This window comes from Kribbella sp. NBC_01245, assembly GCF_036226525.1.
Taxonomy (GTDB): Bacteria; Actinomycetota; Actinomycetes; order Propionibacteriales; family Kribbellaceae; genus Kribbella.
In genome coordinates, this window is the sequence record NZ_CP108487.1 from 760,503 (window position 1) to 783,927 (window position 23,425).

At 66.7% G+C, this 23,425-nt stretch carries 18 protein-coding genes; 8 read left to right on the plus strand and 10 right to left on the minus strand.

Annotation, left to right across the window (positions count from 1 at the left end):
* The first annotated feature begins 9 nt into the window (after window positions 1-9).
* From OG394_RS03255 to OG394_RS03265, 3 genes are all read left to right on the plus strand, one after another.
* Window positions 10-1,302 carry an aspartate aminotransferase family protein gene (locus OG394_RS03255; protein ID WP_328993312.1) on the plus strand — a complete coding sequence of 431 codons (1,293 nt, stop codon included), beginning with the start codon at window positions 10-12 and terminating at the stop codon, window positions 1,300-1,302.
* A 118-nt stretch (window positions 1,303-1,420) separates the two neighbouring features.
* Complete coding sequence (locus OG394_RS03260) at window positions 1,421-2,023, plus strand: hypothetical protein (protein WP_328993313.1); 603 nt, start codon at window positions 1,421-1,423, stop codon at window positions 2,021-2,023.
* The gene (locus tag OG394_RS03265; protein WP_328993314.1) at window positions 2,020-3,021 is read left to right on the plus strand and encodes a hypothetical protein; all 1,002 of its coding nucleotides are present in this window, start codon (window positions 2,020-2,022) and stop codon (window positions 3,019-3,021) included. Before OG394_RS03260 ends, OG394_RS03265 begins: the two co-directional genes overlap by 4 nt.
* Here the strand turns inward: OG394_RS03265 and OG394_RS03270 are convergent.
* From OG394_RS03270 to OG394_RS03315, 10 genes are all read right to left on the minus strand, one after another.
* The gene (locus OG394_RS03270) at window positions 3,018-3,692 is read right to left on the minus strand and encodes a hypothetical protein (RefSeq protein ID WP_328993315.1); all 675 of its coding nucleotides are present in this window, start codon (window positions 3,690-3,692) and stop codon (window positions 3,018-3,020) included. The two genes, OG394_RS03265 and OG394_RS03270, sit on opposite strands and share 4 nt — an antisense overlap.
* Window positions 3,693-3,694: 2 nt before the next feature.
* Complete coding sequence (locus OG394_RS03275; protein WP_328993316.1) at window positions 3,695-4,261, minus strand: carboxymuconolactone decarboxylase family protein; 567 nt, start codon at window positions 4,259-4,261, stop codon at window positions 3,695-3,697.
* A 135-nt stretch (window positions 4,262-4,396) separates the two neighbouring features.
* A complete protein-coding gene (locus OG394_RS03280; protein WP_328993317.1) occupies window positions 4,397-5,020 on the minus strand; it encodes an RNA-guided endonuclease InsQ/TnpB family protein in 624 nt (207 codons plus the stop codon).
* Between the two features lie 80 nt (window positions 5,021-5,100).
* Entirely contained in the window at window positions 5,101-6,732 is a 1,632-nt protein-coding gene (locus tag OG394_RS03285; RefSeq protein ID WP_328993318.1) for a helix-turn-helix transcriptional regulator, read from the minus strand.
* Window positions 6,733-7,298: 566 nt separating this feature from the next.
* Window positions 7,299-8,936, minus strand: a complete 1,638-nt coding sequence (locus OG394_RS03290) for a glycoside hydrolase family 28 protein (RefSeq protein WP_328993319.1) — start codon at window positions 8,934-8,936, stop codon at window positions 7,299-7,301.
* Between the two features lie 20 nt (window positions 8,937-8,956).
* Complete coding sequence (locus tag OG394_RS03295) at window positions 8,957-10,417, minus strand: hypothetical protein (protein ID WP_328993320.1); 1,461 nt, start codon at window positions 10,415-10,417, stop codon at window positions 8,957-8,959.
* A 160-nt stretch (window positions 10,418-10,577) separates the two neighbouring features.
* Complete coding sequence (locus OG394_RS03300; protein ID WP_328993321.1) at window positions 10,578-13,490, minus strand: hypothetical protein; 2,913 nt, start codon at window positions 13,488-13,490, stop codon at window positions 10,578-10,580.
* A 5-nt stretch (window positions 13,491-13,495) separates the two neighbouring features.
* On the minus strand, window positions 13,496-14,380 hold the full coding sequence (locus OG394_RS03305) for a carbohydrate ABC transporter permease (RefSeq protein WP_328993322.1): 885 nt from the start codon (window positions 14,378-14,380) through the stop codon (window positions 13,496-13,498).
* Window positions 14,377-15,333, minus strand: coding sequence for a carbohydrate ABC transporter permease (locus tag OG394_RS03310; protein ID WP_328993323.1), 957 nt, complete (start codon window positions 15,331-15,333; stop codon window positions 14,377-14,379). The genes OG394_RS03305 and OG394_RS03310 overlap by 4 nt, the downstream gene beginning before the upstream one ends.
* Window positions 15,330-16,595, minus strand: coding sequence for an extracellular solute-binding protein (locus tag OG394_RS03315; RefSeq protein ID WP_328993324.1), 1,266 nt, complete (start codon window positions 16,593-16,595; stop codon window positions 15,330-15,332). Before OG394_RS03315 ends, OG394_RS03310 begins: the two co-directional genes overlap by 4 nt.
* Window positions 16,596-17,243: 648 nt before the next feature.
* Between OG394_RS03315 and OG394_RS03320 the strand changes: the two genes are divergently transcribed.
* The 5 genes from OG394_RS03320 to OG394_RS03340 all read left to right on the plus strand — a co-directional run bounded on the left by OG394_RS03320 (window position 17,244) and on the right by OG394_RS03340 (window position 23,423).
* Window positions 17,244-18,272, plus strand: coding sequence for a LacI family DNA-binding transcriptional regulator (locus tag OG394_RS03320; protein ID WP_328993325.1), 1,029 nt, complete (start codon window positions 17,244-17,246; stop codon window positions 18,270-18,272).
* A gap of 66 nt (window positions 18,273-18,338) precedes the next feature.
* Window positions 18,339-20,285: a cellulase family glycosylhydrolase gene (locus OG394_RS03325; RefSeq protein ID WP_328993326.1), complete on the plus strand. Its 1,947-nt coding sequence runs from the start codon at window positions 18,339-18,341 to the stop codon at window positions 20,283-20,285.
* Window positions 20,286-20,360: 75 nt separating this feature from the next.
* Window positions 20,361-21,659: an ABC transporter substrate-binding protein gene (locus OG394_RS03330; protein ID WP_328993327.1), complete on the plus strand. Its 1,299-nt coding sequence runs from the start codon at window positions 20,361-20,363 to the stop codon at window positions 21,657-21,659.
* On the plus strand, window positions 21,659-22,597 hold the full coding sequence (locus OG394_RS03335) for a carbohydrate ABC transporter permease (RefSeq protein WP_328993328.1): 939 nt from the start codon (window positions 21,659-21,661) through the stop codon (window positions 22,595-22,597). Before OG394_RS03330 ends, OG394_RS03335 begins: the two co-directional genes overlap by 1 nt.
* On the plus strand, window positions 22,590-23,423 hold the full coding sequence (locus OG394_RS03340) for a carbohydrate ABC transporter permease (protein ID WP_328993330.1): 834 nt from the start codon (window positions 22,590-22,592) through the stop codon (window positions 23,421-23,423). The genes OG394_RS03335 and OG394_RS03340 overlap by 8 nt, the downstream gene beginning before the upstream one ends.
* The last annotated feature ends 2 nt before the right edge of the window (window positions 23,424-23,425 follow it).

The following is a 23,425-nucleotide window of genomic DNA, read 5'->3' on the forward strand; positions in this document are numbered from 1 at the left end:
GTCGTCGGCATGACGATCTGGACAGATATCGACCGGCATCTGGTTCGCTACGCGGGCCCCGGCACGTTCAGCCCCGAGATCATCGACCGCGCGGCCGGCAGCTTCCTGTTCACCGAGGACGGCCGCCGGATCCTCGACTTCACCTCTGGCCAGATGAGCGCGATCCTTGGGCACTCGCATCCCGACATCGTCGCCACGGTCCGGCGCCAGATCGGCACCCTCGACCACCTGTTCAGCGGGATGCTGAGCCGCCCGGTGGTCGATCTCGCCCGCCGGCTCGCCGGGACCCTGCCCGACCCGCTGGAGAAGGTGCAGTTGCTGACGACGGGCGCGGAGTCGAACGAGGCCGCGATCCGGATGGCCAAGCTCGTCACCGGCAAACACGAGATCGTCTCGTTCGCCCGGTCGTGGCACGGCATGACCCAGGCGGCCGCCAACGCGACGTACAGTGCCGGGCGCAAGGGGTACGGGCCGGCCGGGCCGGGGAACTTCGCCATCCCGGCGCCCAACACGTACCGGCCGGACTTCACCACCGCGGCCGGCGAACTCGACTGGCAACGGCAACTGGACTTCGGCTTCGACCTGATCGACGCGCAGTCCGTCGGCAGCCTCGCCGCCTGCATCGTGGAACCGATCCTGAGCTCCGGCGGCATTCTCGAACCACCCGTCGGCTACTTCGCCGCGCTGCAACAGAAGTGCCGCGAGCGGGAGATGCTGCTGATCGTCGACGAAGCGCAGACCGGGCTCTGCCGGACCGGAAGCTGGTACGCCTTCGAGCGAGACGACGTCGTACCGGACATTCTCACGCTGTCCAAGACACTCGGGGCCGGTCTCCCGATCGCCGCCGTGATCACCAGCGCCGAGATCGAGGCGGCCGCCCACGACCGCGACTACCTCTTCTTCACCACCCACGTCTCGGATCCATTGGTCGCGGCCGTCGGCAACACCGTGCTCGACGTCCTGATCCGGGACCGGCTCGACGAACGGTCCGCGAAACTCGGCACCTTCCTCCGGCAAGGACTCGAGACGCTGGCCGATCGCCATCCGATCGTCGGTGACGTCCGCGGCCGGGGCTTGCTGGCCGGCCTGGAGTTGGTCGCGGACGGCGCCGACGAACTCGGCGCCCAGGTGACCCGGCGGTGCCTCGAACTCGGGCTGCACATGAACATCGTCCAGCTCCCCGGCATGGGCGGCGTATTCCGGATCGCGCCACCCCTGACCGCCACCGAAGACGAGCTGTCCCTAGGCCTGGAGATCCTCGACCAGGCCCTGGCCGACGCCGGCCGGTCTAGGCGTTGCTGACCGAGGGCCCGGGCGAGCTCGACGCAGGCTCGGCCGTGGGATAGGGCCTCCTCGCAGCGGACTAACCACCGGCTCAAGCGACCGGTGGTTGGTCCGTGACGGTGTGATACTGCGTTGGGTGAAGATCAAGGACGAGCCGCTCGACGACTTCGAGGCTGCGCTGGCCGATGTCGCGGACGTGCCTGACTGGCGAGCCGTCTGGGGCCCTCGGGCTGGTGGAGGCCCTTCGGCTCTGGCTGAGCTGCGGGAGCGGGTGCTGGCGGCGACGGGGTGGAGCGCTGAGCCCGTGTCCGGGGATGCGGATATGCGGCAGACCGGGTGGTCATTCACGACCCCGCGCGGTTCGTTGGTGGTAGTCGGCGCGGACACCGCGTCCTTCGCGATCAGCCGCGGCGGTTGGTCGGCGTACAGGTTGAGCCAAGAGGACTATCCCGAGGCGCTGCGGATTTTGCAGCACCAGCAATGGCCTCGGTATCTGGAGCTGGTGCGCGGTCGGCTGGGGGAGCCGACGTACGTCGGGAGCTGCGTGGACCCGGGCTTCCCGACCGAGGAGTGGCAGGACGAGTACGACGCTCGCCAGGTCGGGTATCTCGCGGTCTGGCGACGACCAGGTCTGGAGTTCCACCTCTACGCATCGCACGCCGGCTTGGAGTTCGACCCGAAGCATCCGGCGATGAGCGTGCAGCACCGGGTGCGCAGCCGTCGAGGCAACGACGAGTGAAGCGGTCGCTGGCCGAGACTCTGGATGTGCTCGACGCCGAGCACTTCGATCGCGCACGCGCAGCTACGGTCAGCCGAACCCCTGAGCCGAAGACCGTGGCCGAGAGCGAGGCGTTGTTCGAGCAGGCCCGGCTGGAGCTCGTCGCCCGCGGCGTACCGCTGGAGTCTCAGCATGACCTGGCCCACTGGCTCGCGGACGGCATCGAGGCCACCCGGCGTGGCGAACGCTGGTTTGACGTGGACGCCGGTCCGGAGGCGACCCGGCTGTTCTGGGCCGGGCCGACGCTCGACCCGAAGACGGGGGATCCGGTCCGGTCGGAAGACGGCGAGCTCAGCAATATGCAGCTGGCGGAGCTGATCGCCGTCGAGAATCCCGACATCGTGTTGCTGGAGAGCACCACCGACGGCGGCACCATCGAGCGCATGCAGCTGTGGTCCGAGGTGTCGCCGGATCACCTCCAGGCGTTGCGCAGTGAGGATCCCGAGCTGGACGCCAAGATCCGCGTGATGGAGGAGGCCAGGCCTGGTGACGGTTATGCGTTCCAGCGCGAGGTCTGGTCCTGCATGTCGGCTCAGTACGCCCGGGACACCGCTGCGGCGATGGAGGCGAACCCCGCGCTCGAGACCGGCGTGGTCTGCCAGCAGCCGTGGCGGAACACGGAGTACTACGCGGTCGAGTACCCGCAGTTGCGTGCGTATGGCGACCGCGTTTGGTACACCGCACAGGTCCGCACGCCCGGCGAAAACGGCACCTTCAATCCGACACCGGGCCCGGTGACGGACCGCGCCCTGACCGCAGCGGGCCGGGGGATGGACGTCTTGCCGCCACCCAAGGACCCCTTCCCGGAGCTCCGTCCGGTGGATCCTGAGATCGCGCGCCTTCGAGGAACCCTGGCTGCGACCGCGGATGCCCGGGCCGCCGTGACGATGCCGTCGGCCGCGGTTGGAAGTCCCCGCCGGCCGACGGCTACGCCTGGCAAAAGCGAGCTGGAACGCTAGGCAAGTCCTCGTCGTACGTCCGCGGGCGCTTGCTGCTGCGCGTGAGGCGCCAAACCCGGCGACCGGTACATCTCGTACGCGAGCGTCCAGAACGCCACCACGCCGGCCAGGGCACCGACGTACAGTGCAACACCCAGTGGTGCGAAGCGTGTGGTGGCCATGACGACCAGGCCGACTGCGGTGAGCCAGGCCCATGATGGGCTCAGCACTCGGCTGCGGACGATGGCGATGGCGAAGAAGAGGGTGCCGATCCAGAAGATGAGGGCACCGACGACCAGCACCGGGGTGAACCAGGTTGTGAGTTCGACCTGGACGGCGCGAGGGTCGGCCCCCGCCTGGATGCCGGACATGCTGCCCATCTCCATCGCGGGGAGCAGGGCGAACAGCGTGCTGCCCATGACGATGAACGGCACCCCGCGGGCGCTCCAGCGTTCCTCACCCGCTTCGCGGAGGTAGCTCCGGATGGCCAGGAACGCCAGCACCAGGAGACCGGACGCGAGGCCGACCGCGAGATGCGAGAAGCCCCAGCGCGTGTGGTCGGCGTCGAGCGCCGCACCGACCGCTGCCTTGTCGGTGAGATTCGCGATGTACGGGTGGTACAAGATCGCGGCCAGCAGGATCGCCGGAGCAACGGCGACGATGGCTCCACGGAGTTGCGGTGTCCTGTTCATTGCTACCTCCTAGTTGGTGATGATAGGTAGCCGTCGTCGGCGCGGACTCTGCCGATGCGGTCGTAAACGGCGTCGTCTCTGGGAGTGATCGCCCTGAGCCCATCGACGTACCGGTTGAACATGCAGAACGCCGCGGCCACCAGCACCGCGTCGTGGATGTCTTCGTCTTCGGCGCCGGCGGCGCGAGCGCCGGCGATGTCCGCCGAGGTGACGTCGCGGCCTGAGTTCGCCACCTTCGCCGCGATCGTCAACAGCGCTCTCAGCTTGTCGCTCACGGGCGCCGTGTCCACGTCGGCGATCACGGTGCACACCGCGTCGCGGTCACTGTCCAGCAGGTACGCCGCGACCCCGGTATGCAGGTGTGCGCAGAAGTAGCACTCGTTGCGTGATGACACGAATGCGGCGATCAGTTCGCGCTCGCCCGGGCTCAGCGGCGAGGGGCCGCGGAGCAACTCCTGGGCAAATGCCTGGATCCTGCTGCCCAACGACGGCTTGTACGCCATGAGTCCGGCCATTCCCGGAAGCCCATCCGGGACGGCGATGTGTGGTGCGCTTGCGTTGCCGATCATTGTTCCGCCTCCCGAAGGCCGCCTGGTCCGATTACGACGCTAGAGCGGCGATCGGCATGGCCGCGCCGGGAGAAATATGTAATTCGCGCGGTCGGCGGAAAGTGGGTATTTCTCTGTATTGACGTCCTCCAGGCCTCAATGGACCTGGATTCCTTCTGTCCGCGTGTGCGGGCCGGGGTGGGTTCCTGCTTCAACGCGCAGTGCCGGGACCTTCGTCCTGGTCTTACCTGCGCTCTGCGAGGCGTTTAGCCTGTCCGCCCGTCCGGCGGCCAGGATGTTCTTCGCTGCGTTGATGTCGCGGTCGTGGACGGTCCGGCACTCCCGACAAACCCATTCCCGGACGCTGAGGGGTTTGGGGCCGTCCTTGATGCTGCATGCGGAGCAGACCTGGGAGGTCGGCTCGAACCGGCCGATCTTGGCGAAGTACCGGCCGTGTTTGGTGGCCTTGTACTCCAGCATGTTGACGAACGCCGACCATCCGGCGTCGTGCACGGACTTCGCGAGGCGGGTTCGTCCGAGACCTGACACCGCGAGGTTTTCCACGTACACCGCTTGGTTGTCGCGGATGATCTGCGTGGATGCCTTGTGGTGGAAGTCCCTGCGGCGGTCGCCGACACGGGCATGCTGCCGTGCGACTCGGATGCGGGCCTTGGCCCGGTTGTTGCTGCCCTTTGGCCGCCGGTCTCGGTGTCCAGCCCGGCATCCTGCGGCGGAGCGCCGCTGTCGATCATCCGTCAGTACATCGAGAACCAGCAGCACCCAGCGTCATCCTGAAAACAATGCGAACCGTCCGGGCTATCTCCGCCCTGGAAAGACGGGGCCTGCGCCGAAACTATCGGTTACACCAGGTGGTGCTCGTGGGCGTACGCCGTGGCGGCGGACCGGGATCGCATCCCCAGCTTGGCGAGGATGTTGCTGACGTGGCGGGCGACCGTCTTCTCGCTGAGGAACAGTTCGGCGGCGATATCCCGGTTGCTCTTGCCGACGGCAACGAGTGCGAGCACCTGGCTTTCGCGCCGGGTCAGTCCGTTGACCGAGCTCGATGCGGCTACTCCCGATCGCCGCTCCACCTCGGCGAGATCCGGCGCCGCGCCCAGCTCGCGGAAGATCTCGCGCGCCGCGTCGTACTCCAGTTGCGCGGTGTCCTCGTCCCCGGTCTGCCGGCACGCCTGCCCGATCATCACCCGGGCGCGGCCAGCGTCGTACGGCGCTTCCAGCTCGCGCCACGCCTGCCAGGCTCGACGGAGTACGACGAGAGCGGACCTGGCGTCGCCCTCCGCGAGGATCGTCGCTCCTTCGGCGTGTGCGGACATCGCGCGCAGCAGGGGAGCGTCGACGTCGGCGGCGATCCGCGCTAGCTGGTCAGCGGCGACACGTGCCGCGGGGACGTCGTTCGCCGCGAGCGTGATGTCCACCTGCGCCGCGAGTAAGGAGGACTGCGCCGCGGGATTGTGCGCGTCGTCTAGTGCGGTGCGGATCGACGCCTCCGCGGCGCCCACGTCTCCCTGGGCCAGTCGCAACAGCGCCAGACCGGGTTGCGGCGTACGTCCGCATCTGTTGGCTTGCCGGTACGCGTCCTCGGCGGCCACCACCTCGCCCCGCAACCGGTGTAGCTCGCCCAACCGGTAGAGCGCCATGCCGGCCGCCGGCTGCTGCGCGAGCGTCGTACACGCTTGACGAGTCTCCTTGAGGGCGTCCGACCATGCGCCGTGCAGCTGCATGACCTCGGCGCGGTACACCAGGCATTGGCCGCGATAGGGCACCAGGTCGGGCTGAGCCGCGCACCAGTGGGTCAGCGCGGTCGTCCACTCGTGCGCCCGGCGTAGGTCGAACATGGCGTGGCAGGCCTCGATCACGGCGCAGTACACGATTCCGGCGACGATCGACGAGACCTCGCCCGCCACAACCGCGACCATCACCTCGTCCAGCAGCGATGCCGCGTTGCCGAATTCGCCCAGTTGGACCAGCGCTTGCCCCTGGCCGAGCTGTCCCATCGTGACGAGATCCCGCTCACCGAACAGGTCGCCGATCTTGGCCGCCTGACCGAAGGTGGCGTACGCGGCGGCGGCATCGCCTGCCGCGAGTAGCCGCAGGCCGGCCGGTACCAGCAGATACCCCTGCTCGGCACAGTCCCGCGGGGTGTCCTCGAGCAGCCGGTGCGCCCGGCCCAGCCACCCGCCGCCTTGGGCCATATCCCCCTTGAGCAGCAGCGCGAGGGCGAGCCAAAAGGCGCACCTCGCGGCACGTGGCGTCTCACCGAGGCGCAGACACTCCTGATACGCCCGCGCCCACACCTCGGCGCTGTCCCCGTCTTTGCCGATCAGGTACGCCGCCGTCGCCAGCCGCTCGAGATCCGCACGCTCCAGCTGCCCCGCCGCGGACAGCAGGTCGTACGCCTCCGCCCAATCCTGCCGAGCGAACGCCTCCCGCCCCCGACCAACGGAGCCACCCACGCCCTCATTCTCACCCATCCCGCCCCTCACCGTCCGCACCACCGCCACCTGTGCTTCGGGCGCATCGTGGCCGTCGGCCAGAGGTGCGGGAGCATTTCGGGGCGAACAGCCTGCGAGGCTGCCACCGGGTGCCGGAGGCCGTAGCGGATACTCAAGGTGCGATCGGAAGCTCAACCGCGGAACGCCTCCAGGCTGCGAACCCCGGCCGGGCCGATCACGTACGCGTCGGGATACTGGGAGGACGTGGACTGGTTCAGCGTGCCGCCCCGGATCAAGAAAGGCTTCGTCCGCGACGAGCGAACCCAGGCCGCGTATCTGGGCGAGTTGATCGAGCTGTACGCCCGGCACGGCGTACATGGCTGCTTCGTCTACACCTTCGTGTCGCCCGGTTTCCACATCGCATCGACTCACGGTACGACCTCGTCAAGACTCACCCTGATGACCAAGGCCGCTGGCACCCCAAAGCCGCCTTCCGTCAGGTCGCCAGCCGCTACCGTCGGCCTCTCCCACGCTGATCTGGCCCGGCGGTCGACTGACCGCGCTGCTCAAGGGGCCTGGACGGCTCGAGGGCCAGGGTCTGGCTGTCAATGGAGGTTTCCGCCGCAGCGGACGGCATCCGGCGGTACCTCGGTGGTGACCTCGAGCGGGGTGCTTGCCCTGGCCAGATCGTTGCCGACCATGCTGATTCCTGCCGAGCTGCCACCGCTGACCCGAAGGTAGATATCGGTTTCGTGGGGGGCCGTCGAACCTTGGAGGCTGCCGTCACGGGTATCCCGCAGGTCGAGCAGCGCAGTACCTGGGCCCGGGCCCGTTCCGGTCAGCGAACGAAGAGAGAGTTGCTCGACATCATCGGTCACCAGTAGTGGTCGAGGGTCGGGCACGGTGGACCGGATATCGACGTCGGACAGTCTGACATCGCGGGCATGGCGGATATACATCCCGTACGCCGGTAGACGGCCGAACATGCGGGCTTCGGGATAGCTGGCAACCTCCTCCGGTACATGCGCATCCGTCCAGGAGCGCTCGCCGCCTTCGTCGGTCTCGATGCGGATGTCGGAGAGCGTGACATCTTCGACCGGTCGCCCGGGAATGCCGGTGATCGACGAGGTGAGGATGGCGCCGGTGGCGTGGACACCGGAGATCTTGATCCCGCGCAGGCTTCCGGGGGTCGGTATCGGCTGACCCCACCCGCGGTTACCGAGCCGGATGAAGATGGGCGTGCGGACGTTCTGCATCCGGATGTTCGCTATGGACACACCGTCGATCCAGCCGCCGTCGACCATCTCGATGGCGAAGCCCGCGATGACGCGCTGGTTCAGCGGGACGGCACGGTTGTAGATGACCGAGTTGCTGAAGGTGATGTTCTCGAAGCCGCCCCTGGTCGCCGTTCCGAGCTTGAAGCCGTTGCAGCAGCAGGAGAGCACGCAGTTGGTGACGGTGATGTTGCTGGTGACGCGGAGTGGTCCGTACGGGTTCTCGCTCTTCAGGCAGATCGCGTCGTCGCCGGTCTCGATGTCGCAATCGGCGATGAGCACGTTCTGGCAGGCGGTCGGGTCGATGCCGTCGGTGTTGATGCCATGGATCGGATTGCGGATCACGATCCCGCGGATCATCACCGTGTCGCACGCGATGGGGCGCAGGGTCCAGCCTGGCGAGTTCAGTAGCGTGACACCTTCGACGCGTACGTTGCGGCATTCGACCAGCTCCACCATGGGGGACGGGCGGTCGTTGTCGCCGACGGGCTTCCAGTCGTGCGTCGCCACATCGGCCCAGAGTTCCTCCGTCGGCGTGGCGGGCCGGTCGGCCGGCTCCCAGAAGGCCTGTCCCTGGCCGTCCACGGTGCCCAGGCCCGAGATGGCGATGTTCTCGGCGCCGCGGGCGAAGATCAGGTGGCGCTGGTTGGCGTCCTCGTGGGCCGGCGGTCCTGCATGTGCTGGGTAGTCCGACAGATCCGTGCTACCCAGCAATGTCGCTCCAGCCTCGAGATGCAGCGTCACGTTGGTCCTCAGTTCGATCCCGCCAGACAGATATCTGCCGGGCGGCAGGTATGCGATGCCGCCACCTGCTTCGTGCGCGGCGTCGATCGCGGCCTGGATCGCCATCGTGTCCAAAGTCGCGCCGTCGCCGGTCGCACCGAACTCGTGGACGCTGTGGCAACGCTTGTTGCCGACGGTCCGAGGGATGGCAGTGGTGGAGGAGTGGATGAATGGCGCCGTGGACAATTGCGGGTCCTTTCGCATGATCAGCGTTCTGGTGTTGAACCCTGAAGGTGAACGGCCTCCAGGTTGCGGTTCGTGTCCCGCATGAGGTCCGTCATGTCGTGGTAGGGCTGATCCTGCTGATTCACCAACCCCATGTTGAACGCCTCTGTCGAGCCCGGCTTCCGGGTCACGGGCTGGTCGTAGTGCAGGAACCACGCTGAGCCGACGAATACCGGACTTGCGGCCTGCGCTTCGATGAATGCTTTGTGCATTTCTCCGCGGTTGGCAATGCTGGTGGCTGTGATCGAGTTGTTGTGCGAGGTCAGCCCGCGGTCGGGGTGGCAGAACGAATATTCGAGGTTGACGATGGGCTTGTCGTGTACGCCGTACTGGCGTAGGTAATCCGCGCTGTTTGAATACCAGTCGAAAGAGATCGCATCGAGGAACTCGGCGCCGCCGGCATTCCATTCCGGGCTCGTTCTCCAAGTTGGCACCAAGCAGGAGCCGAGGAACAGGTGGTGCGGATCATGTTTCTGAAGCGCGTTCCGCACTTCCCTGAAATAGACCTTCGACGCTTGGGTGATGAACGCTCGCAGATCCGTGCTGGGCAGCCTGTTGATCTCGATCGACTCATCCGCCAGGGCTCGGAACGACTGTGCATTGGTTCCGAGGATCTCGTTGACGCGCGCGAGGTCGTCATCGTAAGCGTCCGCCAGGTAGTGAACGAATGCTCGCTTCGCGGGGAGCTCGGCGTTACTCCTCAGGACGGCGGCGACCACGTCGCGATTCCAGCCGCGCTCGTTCTCGAAGAAGTATCCGATCAGCCACGGGTCGGTGCGGAACCGCCGGAGACCGAAGTCGATGAAGGCACGATCCAGCTTCGCGGAGAAATCAGGGTCGAACGGATCGATCGCCCACAGCACTTTGATGACATCGGTGGGAGTCGGCGCCCGTTCGATGTAGGGCATCGTGACGGCTGGATCGCGGTGCCACTTGCCCTGGGCATTGAAACCCCAGTCGATGAGGCGACGCCGGGTGATGTCGCGCCACTTGTCCTTGTAGTCGTCGCCGTACTTGCGCATCAGATTCGCTTTGAGGAAGCTCACCGTGTGGAGCCCCTGTTCGACGACGGCGTAGGCGGCTGCGAACCGGTCCGGGTCAGGTAGCTCTTCGAAGACCTCGCGTGGGCTGCCGTCGGAGTTCTTGTACAGGGTGCCGTAGCCCCATTCCTCCTCGGAGAACGCGTCGACGGCCTTGAGGAGATAGAGATGACCGGCCGGCGTGACGAACCACCACCGCCCGTCCACCTTCTCCAAGCGGAAGTATCCGGTCGCCGAATGCCGGCCAAGACTCTTCAGACCGCCGTACCGGTCGTAGGTGTCGCCGTCAAAGGTGATGTCGGCGAGCTTCGCGGCTTCCTCGGCGTACTCCCGTCGCAGCTGCGCATCCGAGCTGACCTTGCCCGGCCAGTCCTGGTGCAGGTATTGGCCGTACCGATCCACCAGCAAGGTGGTCGCATCGCTTGCGGGTACGGCGGTCGCGCGCGGGGCACGGATTCCGCCGAGCGTCCCGGCGGCCGCGATCGCGGATGCCCCGAGGAGGAAGTTCCGACGTGTTGTCATGGGCGGCTGTCTCCTTGCCTGGAAGTGGTTGGAGGTGTCGCTACGAGGTGGCGGGGACGCGCACCTGGATTGGACGGGTGAGCGCGGAGGTGTTGTCGGCTGTCCTGACCACCTTCAGCTGGAGCGTGACGACGGTTGTCCGCGGCGGCTGGGTGACGGCACCGCTTGGGGCGATGACGTCGGGACGATCCGTTGACGCGATGGTCAAGCGGAACTGCCGAGCCAACCGGGGGAGTCGCAGCTGCGCAGCCTTCTCGTCCACCGGTGCGAGCGCGGTGATGGAGTCGGCTACGATCTCCGCCGTAACGTCGGCCGTGCCGTTGCGGTGCACCAGCTCCAGAGTCAGGTTGGCGTCGCGCATCGCATCGGTCATCTCGGCGTAGGGCTGGTCCTGCTGGTTGAGGAGGCCGAAGTTGTAGCTCTCGCCGTCTCCCGGCCGGCCGGTGACCGCCTGGTCGTAGTAGACGAACCAGCCCGAGCCGACGAACACCGGGCTGGCTGCCTGCGCCTCGACGAACGCCCGGAACTTGGCGCCTCGCTCTGCGATGGAGCCCGCACGCGCCGCCGCGTTGATCGCCCGCAGTCCGCGGTCACTCGTGTTGAACGAGTACTCGAGGTTGAGCACTGGCTTGTCGTACTGCTCGTAGGCGGTCAGATAGCTCGCGTCGTCGGTGTAGACGTCGAGGGAGATGGCGTCCAGGTGGTCGCGGCCTCCGACGATCCACTCAGGTGCCGACCGCCAGTTCGGCACGAGCGCGGAGCCCAGGAACAGGTGGTTCGGGTCCTGCTTCTTGATCGCTCGCTGGATCGTGGAGTAGTAGGCCTTGGAAGCCTTGGTGATGAAGTTCCTGATGTCGTTGTCCGGCACTTTCGCGATCTCGATCGCGATCTCGGCGAGTGCCTCGAACGAGTCGGCGTTGGTGCCGAGGATGTCATTGACCCGGGTCAGGTCGCCGTCGTAGTTGTCGGACAAGTACGACACGAACGCGCGCTTGGCCGGCAGGCCGCTGTCGCGACGCAACACCTCCGCGACCACCTCGCGGTCCCAGCCGCGCTCGTTGTCGAAGAAGTATCCGATCAGCCACGGGTCGTTCTGGTGAGCCTTGAGGTCGAAGTGGCGGTCGAGTTTCGCAGCGAATTCCTGGTCGAACGGGTCGATGCCCCACAACACCCGGATCACGTCGGCCGGCGGTGTCAGCTGGTCGATGTGCGGCATCACGATCTGTGGGTCGCGTGCCCACTTGCTCTGGGCGTTGAAGCTCCAGTCCAGCATTCGTCGGTAGGTCATGTCGCGCCATGTGTCCTGGTAGTCCGCGCCGTACTTGCGCATCAGGTTGGCCTTGACGAAACTCACTGCGTGGCCGCGGTCGGTTACTGCGTACGCACCGGGGTAGAGGTCTTTGTCGGGCAGCGCGTCGAAGACGTCTCGCCGGCTGCCGTCCGCGTTCTGGTAGAGCGTGCCGTAGCCCCATTCCTGGTCGGACATCGAGTCGACACCCTTGAGGAAGAACGGATGTCCGTCCGGGGTCACGAACCACCAGCGGCCGTCGATCTTCTGTAACCGGAAGAAGCCGGTACCTCCTTGCTTGCCCAGAGCCTTCAGCCCGCCGTACCGGTCGTAGCGGGCGGTGTCCGGCGCGACGTCGGCGAGCCGGTCGGCCTCCAGCCGGGCGTCTTCCCGCAGCTGGGCGTCTGAGGTCACCTTGCCTGGCCAGTCCTGGTACAGGTACTGGCCGTACTCGTCGACGAGCCTGGTGTAGCGGGCAAGTTCCTGCCGCATGCCGTCGGTCGTTGCCGGTGGCGCCGGGTCCGTCCCGACCGGACCGCTGCCGATGGCGAACTCCACTTCGGACAACGGAATGTGGAGGTACTGGTTGTTGCGGGTCAGCTCGATGCGTACGAACCTGGCCGTCTTGTTCGCCATCGGGAGGTCCAGCCGATAGTCGAGCTCGGTACGGGCGCGGACGGCTCGGCCGGCGACGCGATACGTGGTACTGGACTCGGGCCGGTAGGTCACCACGATCTCGTCGAACGCCCAGAACTGGTTCGGCGCCTTGCTGAAGATCGTGATCCGATCGAGGGGCTGGTCCCGCAACAGGTCGAAGACGACGGCGACGTTCTTCGGCGCGGTGGCGTGCCCGCGCCAACCGGCCCCGTCGCCGAGGCGTCGGTCGAACAGCGCGCCGTACTGGAAGCCGATCAGCCCACCGGCCTTGTCGGGTACGCCGTCATCAGGGGAGACCCCGGCGTAATAGTTGCCGACATCAACCATGCCGTCGCGGGGGATCTGCTTGACGGGCCTGGTGGTCTGGGCGACCAGCTCTGTCGCGGACAGGGGCGGCGCGGGATCGATCCCGGCGTCGCCGGTTCCCTGGATCAGTGAGATCTCATTGAGCGGCAAGTGCTGGTACTCGTGCAGTCTGGTGATCGTCACGATGACGAACCGGGCGCGGCGGTTGCCGAGCTCGACGGTGACGGAATGGTTCAGCTGCGATCCCTGGGGGAGTGGGACAGCGGTTCCGTACCAGCTCTGCGTGTGGACTGCGGTGAAGTCCGGCTCGGCCTCAGGACGCGTCCGGACGGAGAACGACGCGATGCCGTAGTAGCGGTTGGGGGCGTTGCTCACCAGCGTCAGCCGAGCCAGCGGGTAGTCACGGTGAAGGTCGAGAACCACGGACACCTGCTTGTACCGAAGCTGCCCGTCCCCGATCCACTGGGCGCTAGCGGTCGTCGAGCCGTCGGTGAGCGCTCCCTCGGAGAGGCCGACAAGGCCGGTGGCGCCTCGGTCGGGACTCGCGCCGGCGGTCGGGGCCTGATCGTAGACGTAGCTGCCGGTCCTGATCGGCGTTCCCGTCTCGGCCCTGACCTCGGCGGGGGCAGCGAGGTGGACACTGAGAATCAACAACAGCGCGGCGACGAGTGCGCGCAGAAGGTACGTCCGTGCCGACCTCATCTGGTTCATCCCTTCAGTCCGGTGAAACCGATGCCGCGAACGATGTGGCGCTGGAACACGAAGAAGAGGACCAGCGGGGGAATGGTCGCGATGAGCATCCCCGCGATGACCTGGTTCTGCTCCGCGCTCTCGGCCAGCCGTGGCAGTGCGACGGCGAGTGGCTGTTGTTCGGTGTCGGAGATGGCGATCATGGGCCACAGGAACTCCTTCCAGGCACCCATCACCGCCAGCAAGGAGACGACGGCGACGATCGGGCCGGACATCGGCATCACGATCTGCCAGAACAGCCGCCACGTTCCGGCTCCGTCGACCATCGCGGCCTCGTACAGCTCCCTGGGCAATGCGTCGAAGAACTGCTTCATGATCAAGACGTTGAAGGCCTGTGCTCCGGCCGGAAGCCATACCGCCCAGGGTGTATTGGCGATCGAGCCACCCGTGACCGGCAGATCGAGAATGGTCAGGTAGAGCGCCACCAGCGAAGTGGTGCCTGGAATGAAGAGCGTGGCGAGCACCGCGGCGTAGACGAGTCGTCCGTACCTCGGGCGCAGCACCGACAGTGCGAAAGCGCCGGTGGTCGCCACCAGGAGCTGGACGAACCATGATCCGCCAACGAGCACCACGGTGTTCAGCAGGTAACGCCCGACCCTCAGCTCCCGCCACGCGAGTAGCAGGTTCTCCCATTGCGGCTCCGATGGCCAGAGCCGCAGCGGTTCCTGGAGCAGCTCCAGAGACGGCGAGATCGCGCCTTTGGCCACCCACAGGATCGGTCCGGCTCCGGCGATCGCGACCGCCAGTAGCAGCACGGCGGTGGCTACCCGGATGGACCAACGCACCGTCGGCCGATGCCGGTCTGCGGCCGAGAGAACGCCGCGGGCGGGTTCGGTGCTCATGTGGTGCTCCATTTCCGGGTCAGGCGCAGATAGACCGCGGACAGCGTCGCGAGGACGATGGCCAGCATCACGCTCAACGCGGCTGCCATGCCGTAGTCGCCGTTGAGGAACGCGTACCGGTAGATCAGCAACAGGATGGTCACGGTCGAGTCCTCGGGACCGCCGTCGGTGAGGATGAACGGCTCGGTGAAGATCTGGAAGGTCCCGATGATCTGCAGCAGCAGCATGATCAGCAGTACGCCCCGCAGGTGCGGCAAGGTCACGTGCCACAAGCGACGCCAGATCGAAGCTCCATCGATCTCGGCGGCCTCGTACAGTTCCGACGGCACGCCGGACAACGCCGCCAGATAGATCAACACGGTGCTGCCGGCATGAGCCCAGGTCGTCGCGAGCACCAGGCTGGGCATGGCGGTCGCGGTCGACTGCAGCCACGAACTCGAGCCGAGACCGACCGCGCCGAGGACCTGGTTGAACAGACCGAAGTCCGGATCGTAAAACCACTTCCACAGCAGCAGGGCGACTACCGGAGGGACGAGGACCGGAAGGTACACCAGGACGCGGAACACGCCCCCCAACCGACGCAGTTCCGACACGAAGAGCGCCAGCAGGACCGGAACAGGGAAGCCGAAGATCAGCGCGAGGACGACGAACCATGCCGTGTTCCGCAAGGTGGTCCACAGCAGGGGGTCCGCGAACAAGTACCGGAAGTTGTCGACTCCGACCCACGTCGGCGGATCCACCAGGTTGGTCTGCTGCAGACTCAGCATCACGCTCTGGCCGATCGGCCACCACCCGAAGTATCCGAAGACCAGCAACAGCGGCAGCAAGGTGATCAGCCCGCCGAGACCGAAGCCCCGGCGGAACCGTCGTCGCGGCGGCGGCGGGTGGTACGCCGACCGGGTCGCCGCGCCGGCGGCCCGTGTCGGCGCTTGCCGCTGCTGCAGTTCGGTCACCGCTGGGCCCGTTCGAGGATCGGGGCCACCTTCTCCTCGGCGTTGCGCAACTCGGTCGCCGGATCGGCGTCCTTGCGGGTGAGCACCGCCTGGACCGCGACGTCGAGAGCGGCGTAGACGTCCTGCCCGGCGACCGGCGGCTCGGGGACGTAGTCCTGGGTCGCCACGCCGGCGGCGTACGACTTGAAGCTGTTCAGTGGAACGTTCGCATGCCGGCGTTCGATCTCCAGTACGGGATCGACGACCTGGGGCTGGTAGAACGGCACGGCCGGTATACCGACGGGGATGTCGTCCGCCGCGTTGGCTTTCGCGCGCTCCTCGGCGGCCGTAGTGTCGTACTTCGGCCGCAGGTAGCGGAAGTCGATCCACTTCACCGCGGCGGCGCGCTCGGCGGTGCCGGCCTTGGGACTGACCACGGCCATCTTGCCGCCGAGCAGGGTCGCGGCGGTGCCACCCGAGGGGAGCGCGGTGACGCCGAACATCGCCGGATCGCCGTTGTACTTGGTGATGTGGTCGCCGTACGTGCTCGGTGTTGCGATCGTCATGCCGATCCGGCCGGCCGAGAAGTCCTTCAGTACGTCGGCACCGTTGCGCAGGTGCTGGCGGCCGATCGAGTCGTCTTCCCACCGCATCGCCTTCAGCCATTCGAGCACCTCCAGCGCAGGCCCGTCATTGAAGGCCGGTACCTGCTTGCCGTCGACTTCTTTCTCGGCCCGGCCGCCGTGGGTATAAGTCATCGCGGTGAGCGTCCACCCACCGGTGTTGTTGGTGGTGGGCTGCGCGTAGCCCGGTATCCCGGTCTTCTCGAAGATCGTCTTCGCGGCCAGGCGGACCTCGTCCCACGTCTTCGGCGGCTTGTCCGGGTCCAGTCCCGCCTTCGTGAAGAGCTGCCGGTTGTAAGTCAGGCCCAACGCCCACTCACTGGTCGGTAGGCCGTAGATGCGGCCGTCCGGGCCTGTCCCCGGTTTCAGAGCGCGACTCTCGAACTTGTCGGCGTGCGGCAGCGCCCTGGTCTCGTCGGTGATGTCGGCAATCTGACGCCGCTTGATCAGTCCGGGGGGTTCGGTCAGCGGCACGATGAACACCGTCTCGAGCTGACCACCGGCCAGCCGGGCGGCAAACGTCTTGGCTTCCCACTGTGAGTCGGTGGCGTTGATCTTGATCTTCGGGTTGTCGCGCTCGAATGCGGCCACCTGGTCCAGGAACTGCTGGCGCGACTTGGCCTGCGTTGTCGGCGGCAGATCCGCCACCGTGATGGTCACTTGGTCATCGGCAGGTTCCGACGCCGAGCATGCTGCCAGGGCGGGTACCAGTGCGCCCGCGACACCGCAGGCGGCAATTCTCACCCATCGCGCTCTCATTCGCTGGACTCCATTCAGAAGTGTGGACAACTCGGGTTGGCGTGGCCGGCCAAGGCCGCCTGGCCGTTGTGGCCGGAATCGAAGTCGGCGCCCGGACAAGGTCACGGAACAACGTGAAAGTGGGCAGCGCTTGGCGTGGAATTCGCGGCCGATGCGGCGACGATCATCGGTATCCAGGATCGGGCGCTATTCCGTGCGGGTGGCTCTTCCGAAATGTCCCGGAATGAGCCAGTTACCGTCTGCGACGTTGCCGACGGCTGCAATGTTTCTCGTTTTCGAACCATCGTGGATTGTTTGGTAAACCGGTTGAACTGGAAGCTAGCATCGGTGCCGACTCGGGTCAACACCTGCTGCGGGTAGAAGTGTGATGCCGTTACCTGCCTAGGTTTCTGCGGTGACTCCGGCGACTTGCGAGTTCTCATAGTCGGCCGCGCTCGGAAACCGGTATACTTCCAAGCGGACCGGCCAGGTCCACGAGAACCGACGGGAGACACCTCCGATGGTGGTGCTGAGATGCTCGACGAGCCGCAGGCCGGCCAGGTGCTTCGGATGACCGAAGAGCGAGACGCGCGGAGGCGTCCGACGATCTCGGATGTGGCTGCCCTGGCCGGTGTGTCCAAGGGGGCGGTGTCCAAGACCTTCAACGGTGGCAAGGGCATCAGCCCGGACACGATGGCGAGGATCCGCGCTGCCGCTGCCGAGCTGAGCTGGATGCCGAGCACCGCGGCCCGCGCCGTCAGCGGCGGCCCGGCGCGCGCTGTCGGCCTGGTGATGCGCCGGCCCGCGGAGCTGCTCGAGCTCGACCCGTTCTTTCCCGCGCTGCTGTCCGGGATCGAGAGCGTGCTGTCGGAGGCGAACTACGCGGCAGTGCTGCGATTCGTCAACGACGCGACCACCGAGCGCGAGTGCTACGCCGAGCTCATCGGCGAGCGTCGCGTCGACGGCTTCGTGCTCACCGACCTGCGTCACCGCGACCCCCGGTTCGAATGGCTCACCCAACTGGGCGCCGCTGTCGTGGTGGCCGGCTCGCCGGGCCGCGGTTGCCCGTTCCCGTCGGTTCGTACCGGTGCGGCGGGCGAGATCCGCGCTCTGGTCCGGCATCTCATTGACAACGGCCATCGCACCATCGCGCACGTTGCCGGCCCGCCTGGCCTGCGGCATGCGCGCCGGCGGCAGCAACTCTGGGCGGAGGCGGTGCTGGATGGAGGGCTGACACCCGGGCCGGTGGTCGTCAGCGATTTCACCGCCGACGGAGGCGGGCGGGCCACTCGTGAACTGCTGGACCACTCGCCGCGACCCACCGCGATCTTCTATGCCAACGACCTGATGGCGATAGCCGGGATGTCCGTTCTCGCGGAGCGGGGTGTTCGGGTGCCCGAGGACATCGCAGTGGCCGGCTTCGACGACATCAGCCTGGCCAATTACGTCACACCGCCGCTGACGACGGTGCACTGCGACTACCGCCGAATGGGCAAGGTGGCTACGCAGATGCTGCTCGCACAGCTCCGCAACGAGGAGGTCGTGCAGCAGTTCACCATCGGCGCCGAGCTGCGGCTGCGACGGTCCACCGGAGGCTGACGCCGCCGCACTACGTGCAGCCGACGACCTGTCGTCGGCCACCCAACGACGTACAGGAGATGCCACATGTCCCCTCTGCTTCCTCTCGTCCGCCCGGCGGTCCAGCTGCCGACAGGCGGACTGACCTTGCTGGGTGCCAACTTCTGGTCCCGGCAGGGCGGTCCGCTGATGTGGCGGACCTTCGACGAGTCCTTGGTTCGCGAGGAGCTCGGCGTTCTTGCGGAGCACGGCCTCGACCTGACCCGGTCGTTCTTCTACTGGCCCGACTTCCACCCGGTGCCGGACCGGGTCGACGAGGAGCTCTGCGCCCGGTTCGGCCGGTTTCTCGACCTGCATACGGAGGCGGGTCTCGGCACCATCCCGACCTTCATCGTCGGCCACATGTCCGGTGAGAACTGGGATCCGGTGTGGCGCAACGGCCGGGACCTCTACCGCGACGTCTGGATGGTGGATCGGCAGGCATGGTTCATCCGTGAGATGGTCCGCCGCTTCCAGCGACATGAGGCAGTGGTGGGCTGGCTGATCTCGAACGAGATGCCGCTGTACGGCGGTAGCGGCGGCGCCCCGACGAGTGGTGACACCACGGGTCCCGGCCACGAGGCGGTGACCGCATGGGCAGGCCTGATGGTGCAGGCGGTCCGCGCGGCCGGTGGTGTCCAACCGGTGTCGATCGGCGACGGCGCCTGGGGGCGCGAGGTCACGGGTTCCGACAACGGTTTCCGGATCCGCGACCTGTCCCCGCTCGTGGACTGGCTGGGGCCGCACAACTACCACATGACCGACGACGCCATCCGGCAGCACTTCGTCCCGGCGATGCACGCGGAGCTGCTGGCCCGGTTCGGCCGGCCGGTCGTGATGGAGGAGTTCGGCCTCAGCAGCGACTTCGTTTCCGACGAAGGCGCAGCGGACTACTACAGGCAGGTCTTGCACACGACGCTGCTCGCTGGTGCGACCGGCTGGATCGCGTGGAACAACACCGACTTCGACCTGCCGGATCAAGATCCGTACCGGCACCACCCGTTCGAGATGCACTTCGGCATCACCACGTCCGAAGGGCGACCGAAGCCCCAGCTGCTCGAGCTGCAACGATTCCGGGAACTGCTCGACAAGCTTGACCTGCCGAGCTGCCGCCGGGCGCCGACCAACACCGGGATCGTGGTGAGCAGCTACCTCGAGGCCGACCACCCTTTTGTCACCGAGGCCGACGCGGCCGCCGTGCGAGACTCGCTGCTGCAGAGCTACATCAGCGCCCGGCTGGCTGACCTCGCCCCCGCGATACTGCACGAGCTGGACGGCGTACCAGCGGCAAAGCTCCTCCTGGTGCCGTCCGTCAAGGCACTGACCGCGCCCGCCTGGAGAGCACTCGCCGAGGCTGCCGAGGCGGGCTCCACAGTGCTGATCACGTACTCGAGCGGTGAGACGCCAGTGCAGCGCGGGCCGTGGTGGCCTGGGCTGGACAAGCTCGCCGGTGTGCGGAAGCTGCTGCGCTACGGACTGACCGAGCCAGTGACCGACCCGGTCGTGACGTGGCACTTCACCGAACACTTCGGAGATCTCGGACCGGGTGACAGCCTGACCTTCGCCGCCGGTGGCACGCCGGACGGCCGCTGCATGCTGCCCGTGGAGCCAGTCGACGCCCGCGTGGTCGCGCGAGACTCGCACGACCGTCCGGCACTGCTCGAACGGGTCGTCGGTGCCGGCCGAATCGTCCTCGCGACCTACCCCGTGGAGTACTTCGCCGCGCGCACCCCGCGGGTCAACCCGGACGCCACCGTCCGGCTCTATCGAGCGGCCGCCGAGCTCGCGGGCGCGCTGCCCGATGTGGTGATCGACGATCCGAACGCGTTCGCCGACATCATCGAGCACGCCGACGGCAGGCGGTTCGCCCTCGTTGTGAGTGAGTCCCCGGAGGCTCTCAAGGTCGGCCTGCGTACCCGCGGGTCCGGCGAGATCGAGCCGGTCTCGCTCGAGCCGTACGGCGTTGAGCTCGTCAGCCTCCCTGCCCGCTCGTGAAAATCATTTGCGCCAGGGGTAGGCAAGCCTCGTCCCAGTGGATAATCTTTTGCGACATCTGATGGGAGGTGGAGTGTGAGGCGCAAAAGGTTCTCGCGGCGGGAGGTGCTCGCCGGGATTGGGGCGGCGGCCGCCGCGGTGGCGGTACCGGCGTGCACCGGTGGCGGAGCGCGGTCGAGTGTTTTGCAGGTGTGGGGCGGGGTGCCGGCGGCGTCAGGGCCGGCAGCGGTGGTGGAGGCGTTCCAGAAGAAGTTCCCGCAGTACGAGGTGAACTACACGCGGTTCGTCAACGACGCCCGGGGCAATCTGAAGCTGGACACCGCGTTGCAGGGCGGGCTGGACATCGACGTGTACTTCACCTACACGCAGGCGTCGATGGCCCTGCGGGCCGGGTCCGGGCTGGCGGCGGACCTGACCGACCGGATCAAGCAGGATCCGCAGCTGCAGCCGTTCCTCGACACCGTGGAGCCGCGGGCGTACATCGACAACGGCAAGGTGAAGGCGCTCGCCAGCGCGCGCGAGCCGGCCTTCGTCCTGTTCAACGAGAAGCTCAGACAGCGGGCCGGTGTCGAGCTCCCACGGCAGTGGACGATCGACGACTACCGCGCCACAGCACGAAAACTCACGCGCGATGACACCATCGGCGCGTACACGATCCCCGACGTCGCCCGGATCGCGCTCGGTCCCAACTACTGGTACGACGGTGATCGGTCGAACTTCGGTGAGCCGCACTTCGTGCAGGGCTTCCGGCTCGGCCAGGAGATGATCGCCGAGGGGTCCGCGTTCCCGTGGACCGAGGTGCTGTCGCGTCACCTCGACGCATACCAGCAGAACTCGTTTCTCGGTGAGGAGTTCCACCTTTGGCCGACGGCGCCGTTCAACCTTCGCTACCTCTACGACGCCAAGAAGTACCCGCACGACTTCAAGGTCTCGTTCGCGCCGCCGCCCACGGTCGACGGCAAGGACTGGAACGGCGGCAGCTACAGCAACTTTGTGATGATCAATCCGAACTCGCCCAAGTCAGACGCCGCCTGGGAGTTCGTGAAGTTCTGGCTGACCGAGGGGTCCGCGCCGATGCTCAGGGCCGGCAAGCTGCCCACCCTCGGCAACGTCACCGACGACCAGGTGATCACCGGCATGCTCGGCAAGGAGCCTGGCAAGTTCTTCGATGTCGAGTCGTTCCGCCGCGTCGTCCTGGACGCGGATCCCAAGCTCGCGACCGACACCCGGCTGACCGCGTTCCCGGAGATCAGCCTCGCGGTGAAGCAGCAGCGCGACCTGTGCTGGCTCGGCGAGTTGGACCCCGGCGCGGCGATTCGTGAGGTACGGCGTCTCGCCGACGCCGCGATCGATCGTGACGAGAGGAGTTCGTGATGGCCACCGCCACCGCCACCGCCACCGTCGCCGCGGCGTCGGCAGCACGGACCGGGAAGGAGCCCGGGATCAAGCCGAGGGGCTGGATCGGGTTCCTGTTCATCGCCCCGAACCTGCTCGGCGTGATCGCGTTCACACTGACTCCATTGATCAGCGTTATCGTGCTTGCCTTCACCGACTGGAACCTGGTGTCCGGTCTCGGCGGCATCACGTTCACCGGCGTGGACAACTTCGTCGCGATCGCCCGTGACCCGGGCTTCTGGAACGCGGTCGGCCTGACGATGGTGTACGTCGGGTTGTCCGTACCGCTGACCGTCGTACTCGGGCTGGCTCTCGGCATCGCGCTGAACCGGCCGCTCCCGGGGCGCGCCGCACTGCGGGCGATCTTCTTCTTGCCGTACATCGTGAACGTGGTCGCGATCGGCATGACCTGGCTGATGCTGATGAACCCGACGGCCGGCCTGGTCAACCAGGTGCTCGGCGCCTTCGGCCTTGAGCCGGCGTGGTTCGCATCGTCGCACTGGGCGCTGCCGGCGCTGATCGTGATGGTCTGGGGTGGTGTCGGCTACTGCTCGCTGATCTACCTGTCGGCGTTGCAGGACGCGCCGCGGCAGCTGTACGAGGCGGCCGACATCGACGGTGCCGGCGCGTGGGCGAAGTTCCGCGTGATCACTTGGCCATCGTTGCTGCCGACAACGATCTTCCTGGCGGTGACGCTGATCATCGGTGCGTCGCAGGGCTTCGGCCTGATCGCGTTGATCACTGCGGGTGGTCCGGGTGACTCGACCACCACGATCTCCTACTACATGTACCAGACGGGATTCCAGTTCTACCGGTTCGGATACGCGTCCGCGATCGGCCTGGTGACATTCGCCGGCGTACTCATCCTGACCCTGCTGACCTGGCGGGCCCAGCGAGGGAGGGCCCTCAATGACTGAACGCAGCATGACTAAGTCGAAGTGGTACTGGGGCATCCCGCTGTGGATCCTGGCAATCGCCTTCCTCGCTCCGTTCGCGTGGATGTTGTCGACCGCACTCAAGGCGGACGTCGATGCCTACAAGATCCCGATGCAGTGGATCCCCGATCCACTCCTGTGGGACAACTTCACCACCGTGCTCTCCGGTGCCACCTCGGTGCTGCCCGCTTTCGGCCGGTCCGTGTTCGTCGCCGTGCTGCGAGTAGCCGGAGAACTGGTCACCGCGACGATGGCCGGCTACGCGTTCGCGCGAATGTCGTTCAGGGGCCGCGACAAGCTGTTCTTGTTGTACCTGGCGACCGCGATCATCCCGGCGCAGCTGCTACTCGTGCCGCGGTTCATCTACTTCCAGCGGCTCGGACTGTACGACACGTTGTGGGCGCTGATTCTGCCCGGCATGTTCACCGTGCTCGGCACGTTTCTGATGAGGCAGTTCTTCATCAGCCAGCCGGCGGAGTTCGCCGAGGCGGCGCGGATGGACGGCGCGAACGAGTGGCGCGTGTTCACCCGGATCTACTTGCCGTTGGCAACACCCGTGCTCAGCGCGCTCGGCATCCTGGCGTTCGTCTGGTCGTGGAACGACTACGAGACGCCGCTGGTGCTGATCAGCAATCCGGATCGCTACACGCTGCCGCTCAGCCTGACCAACTTCGTCGACGAGCAAGGGCAGATCGCGCCCGGGCTGACCATGGCGGCGTCCGTGATCTCGATCGTGCCCGTGCTCATCGTCTTCGTCGTGCTGCAGCGCCGGTTCATCGCCGCGATGACCCATACCGGCATCAAGTAGGG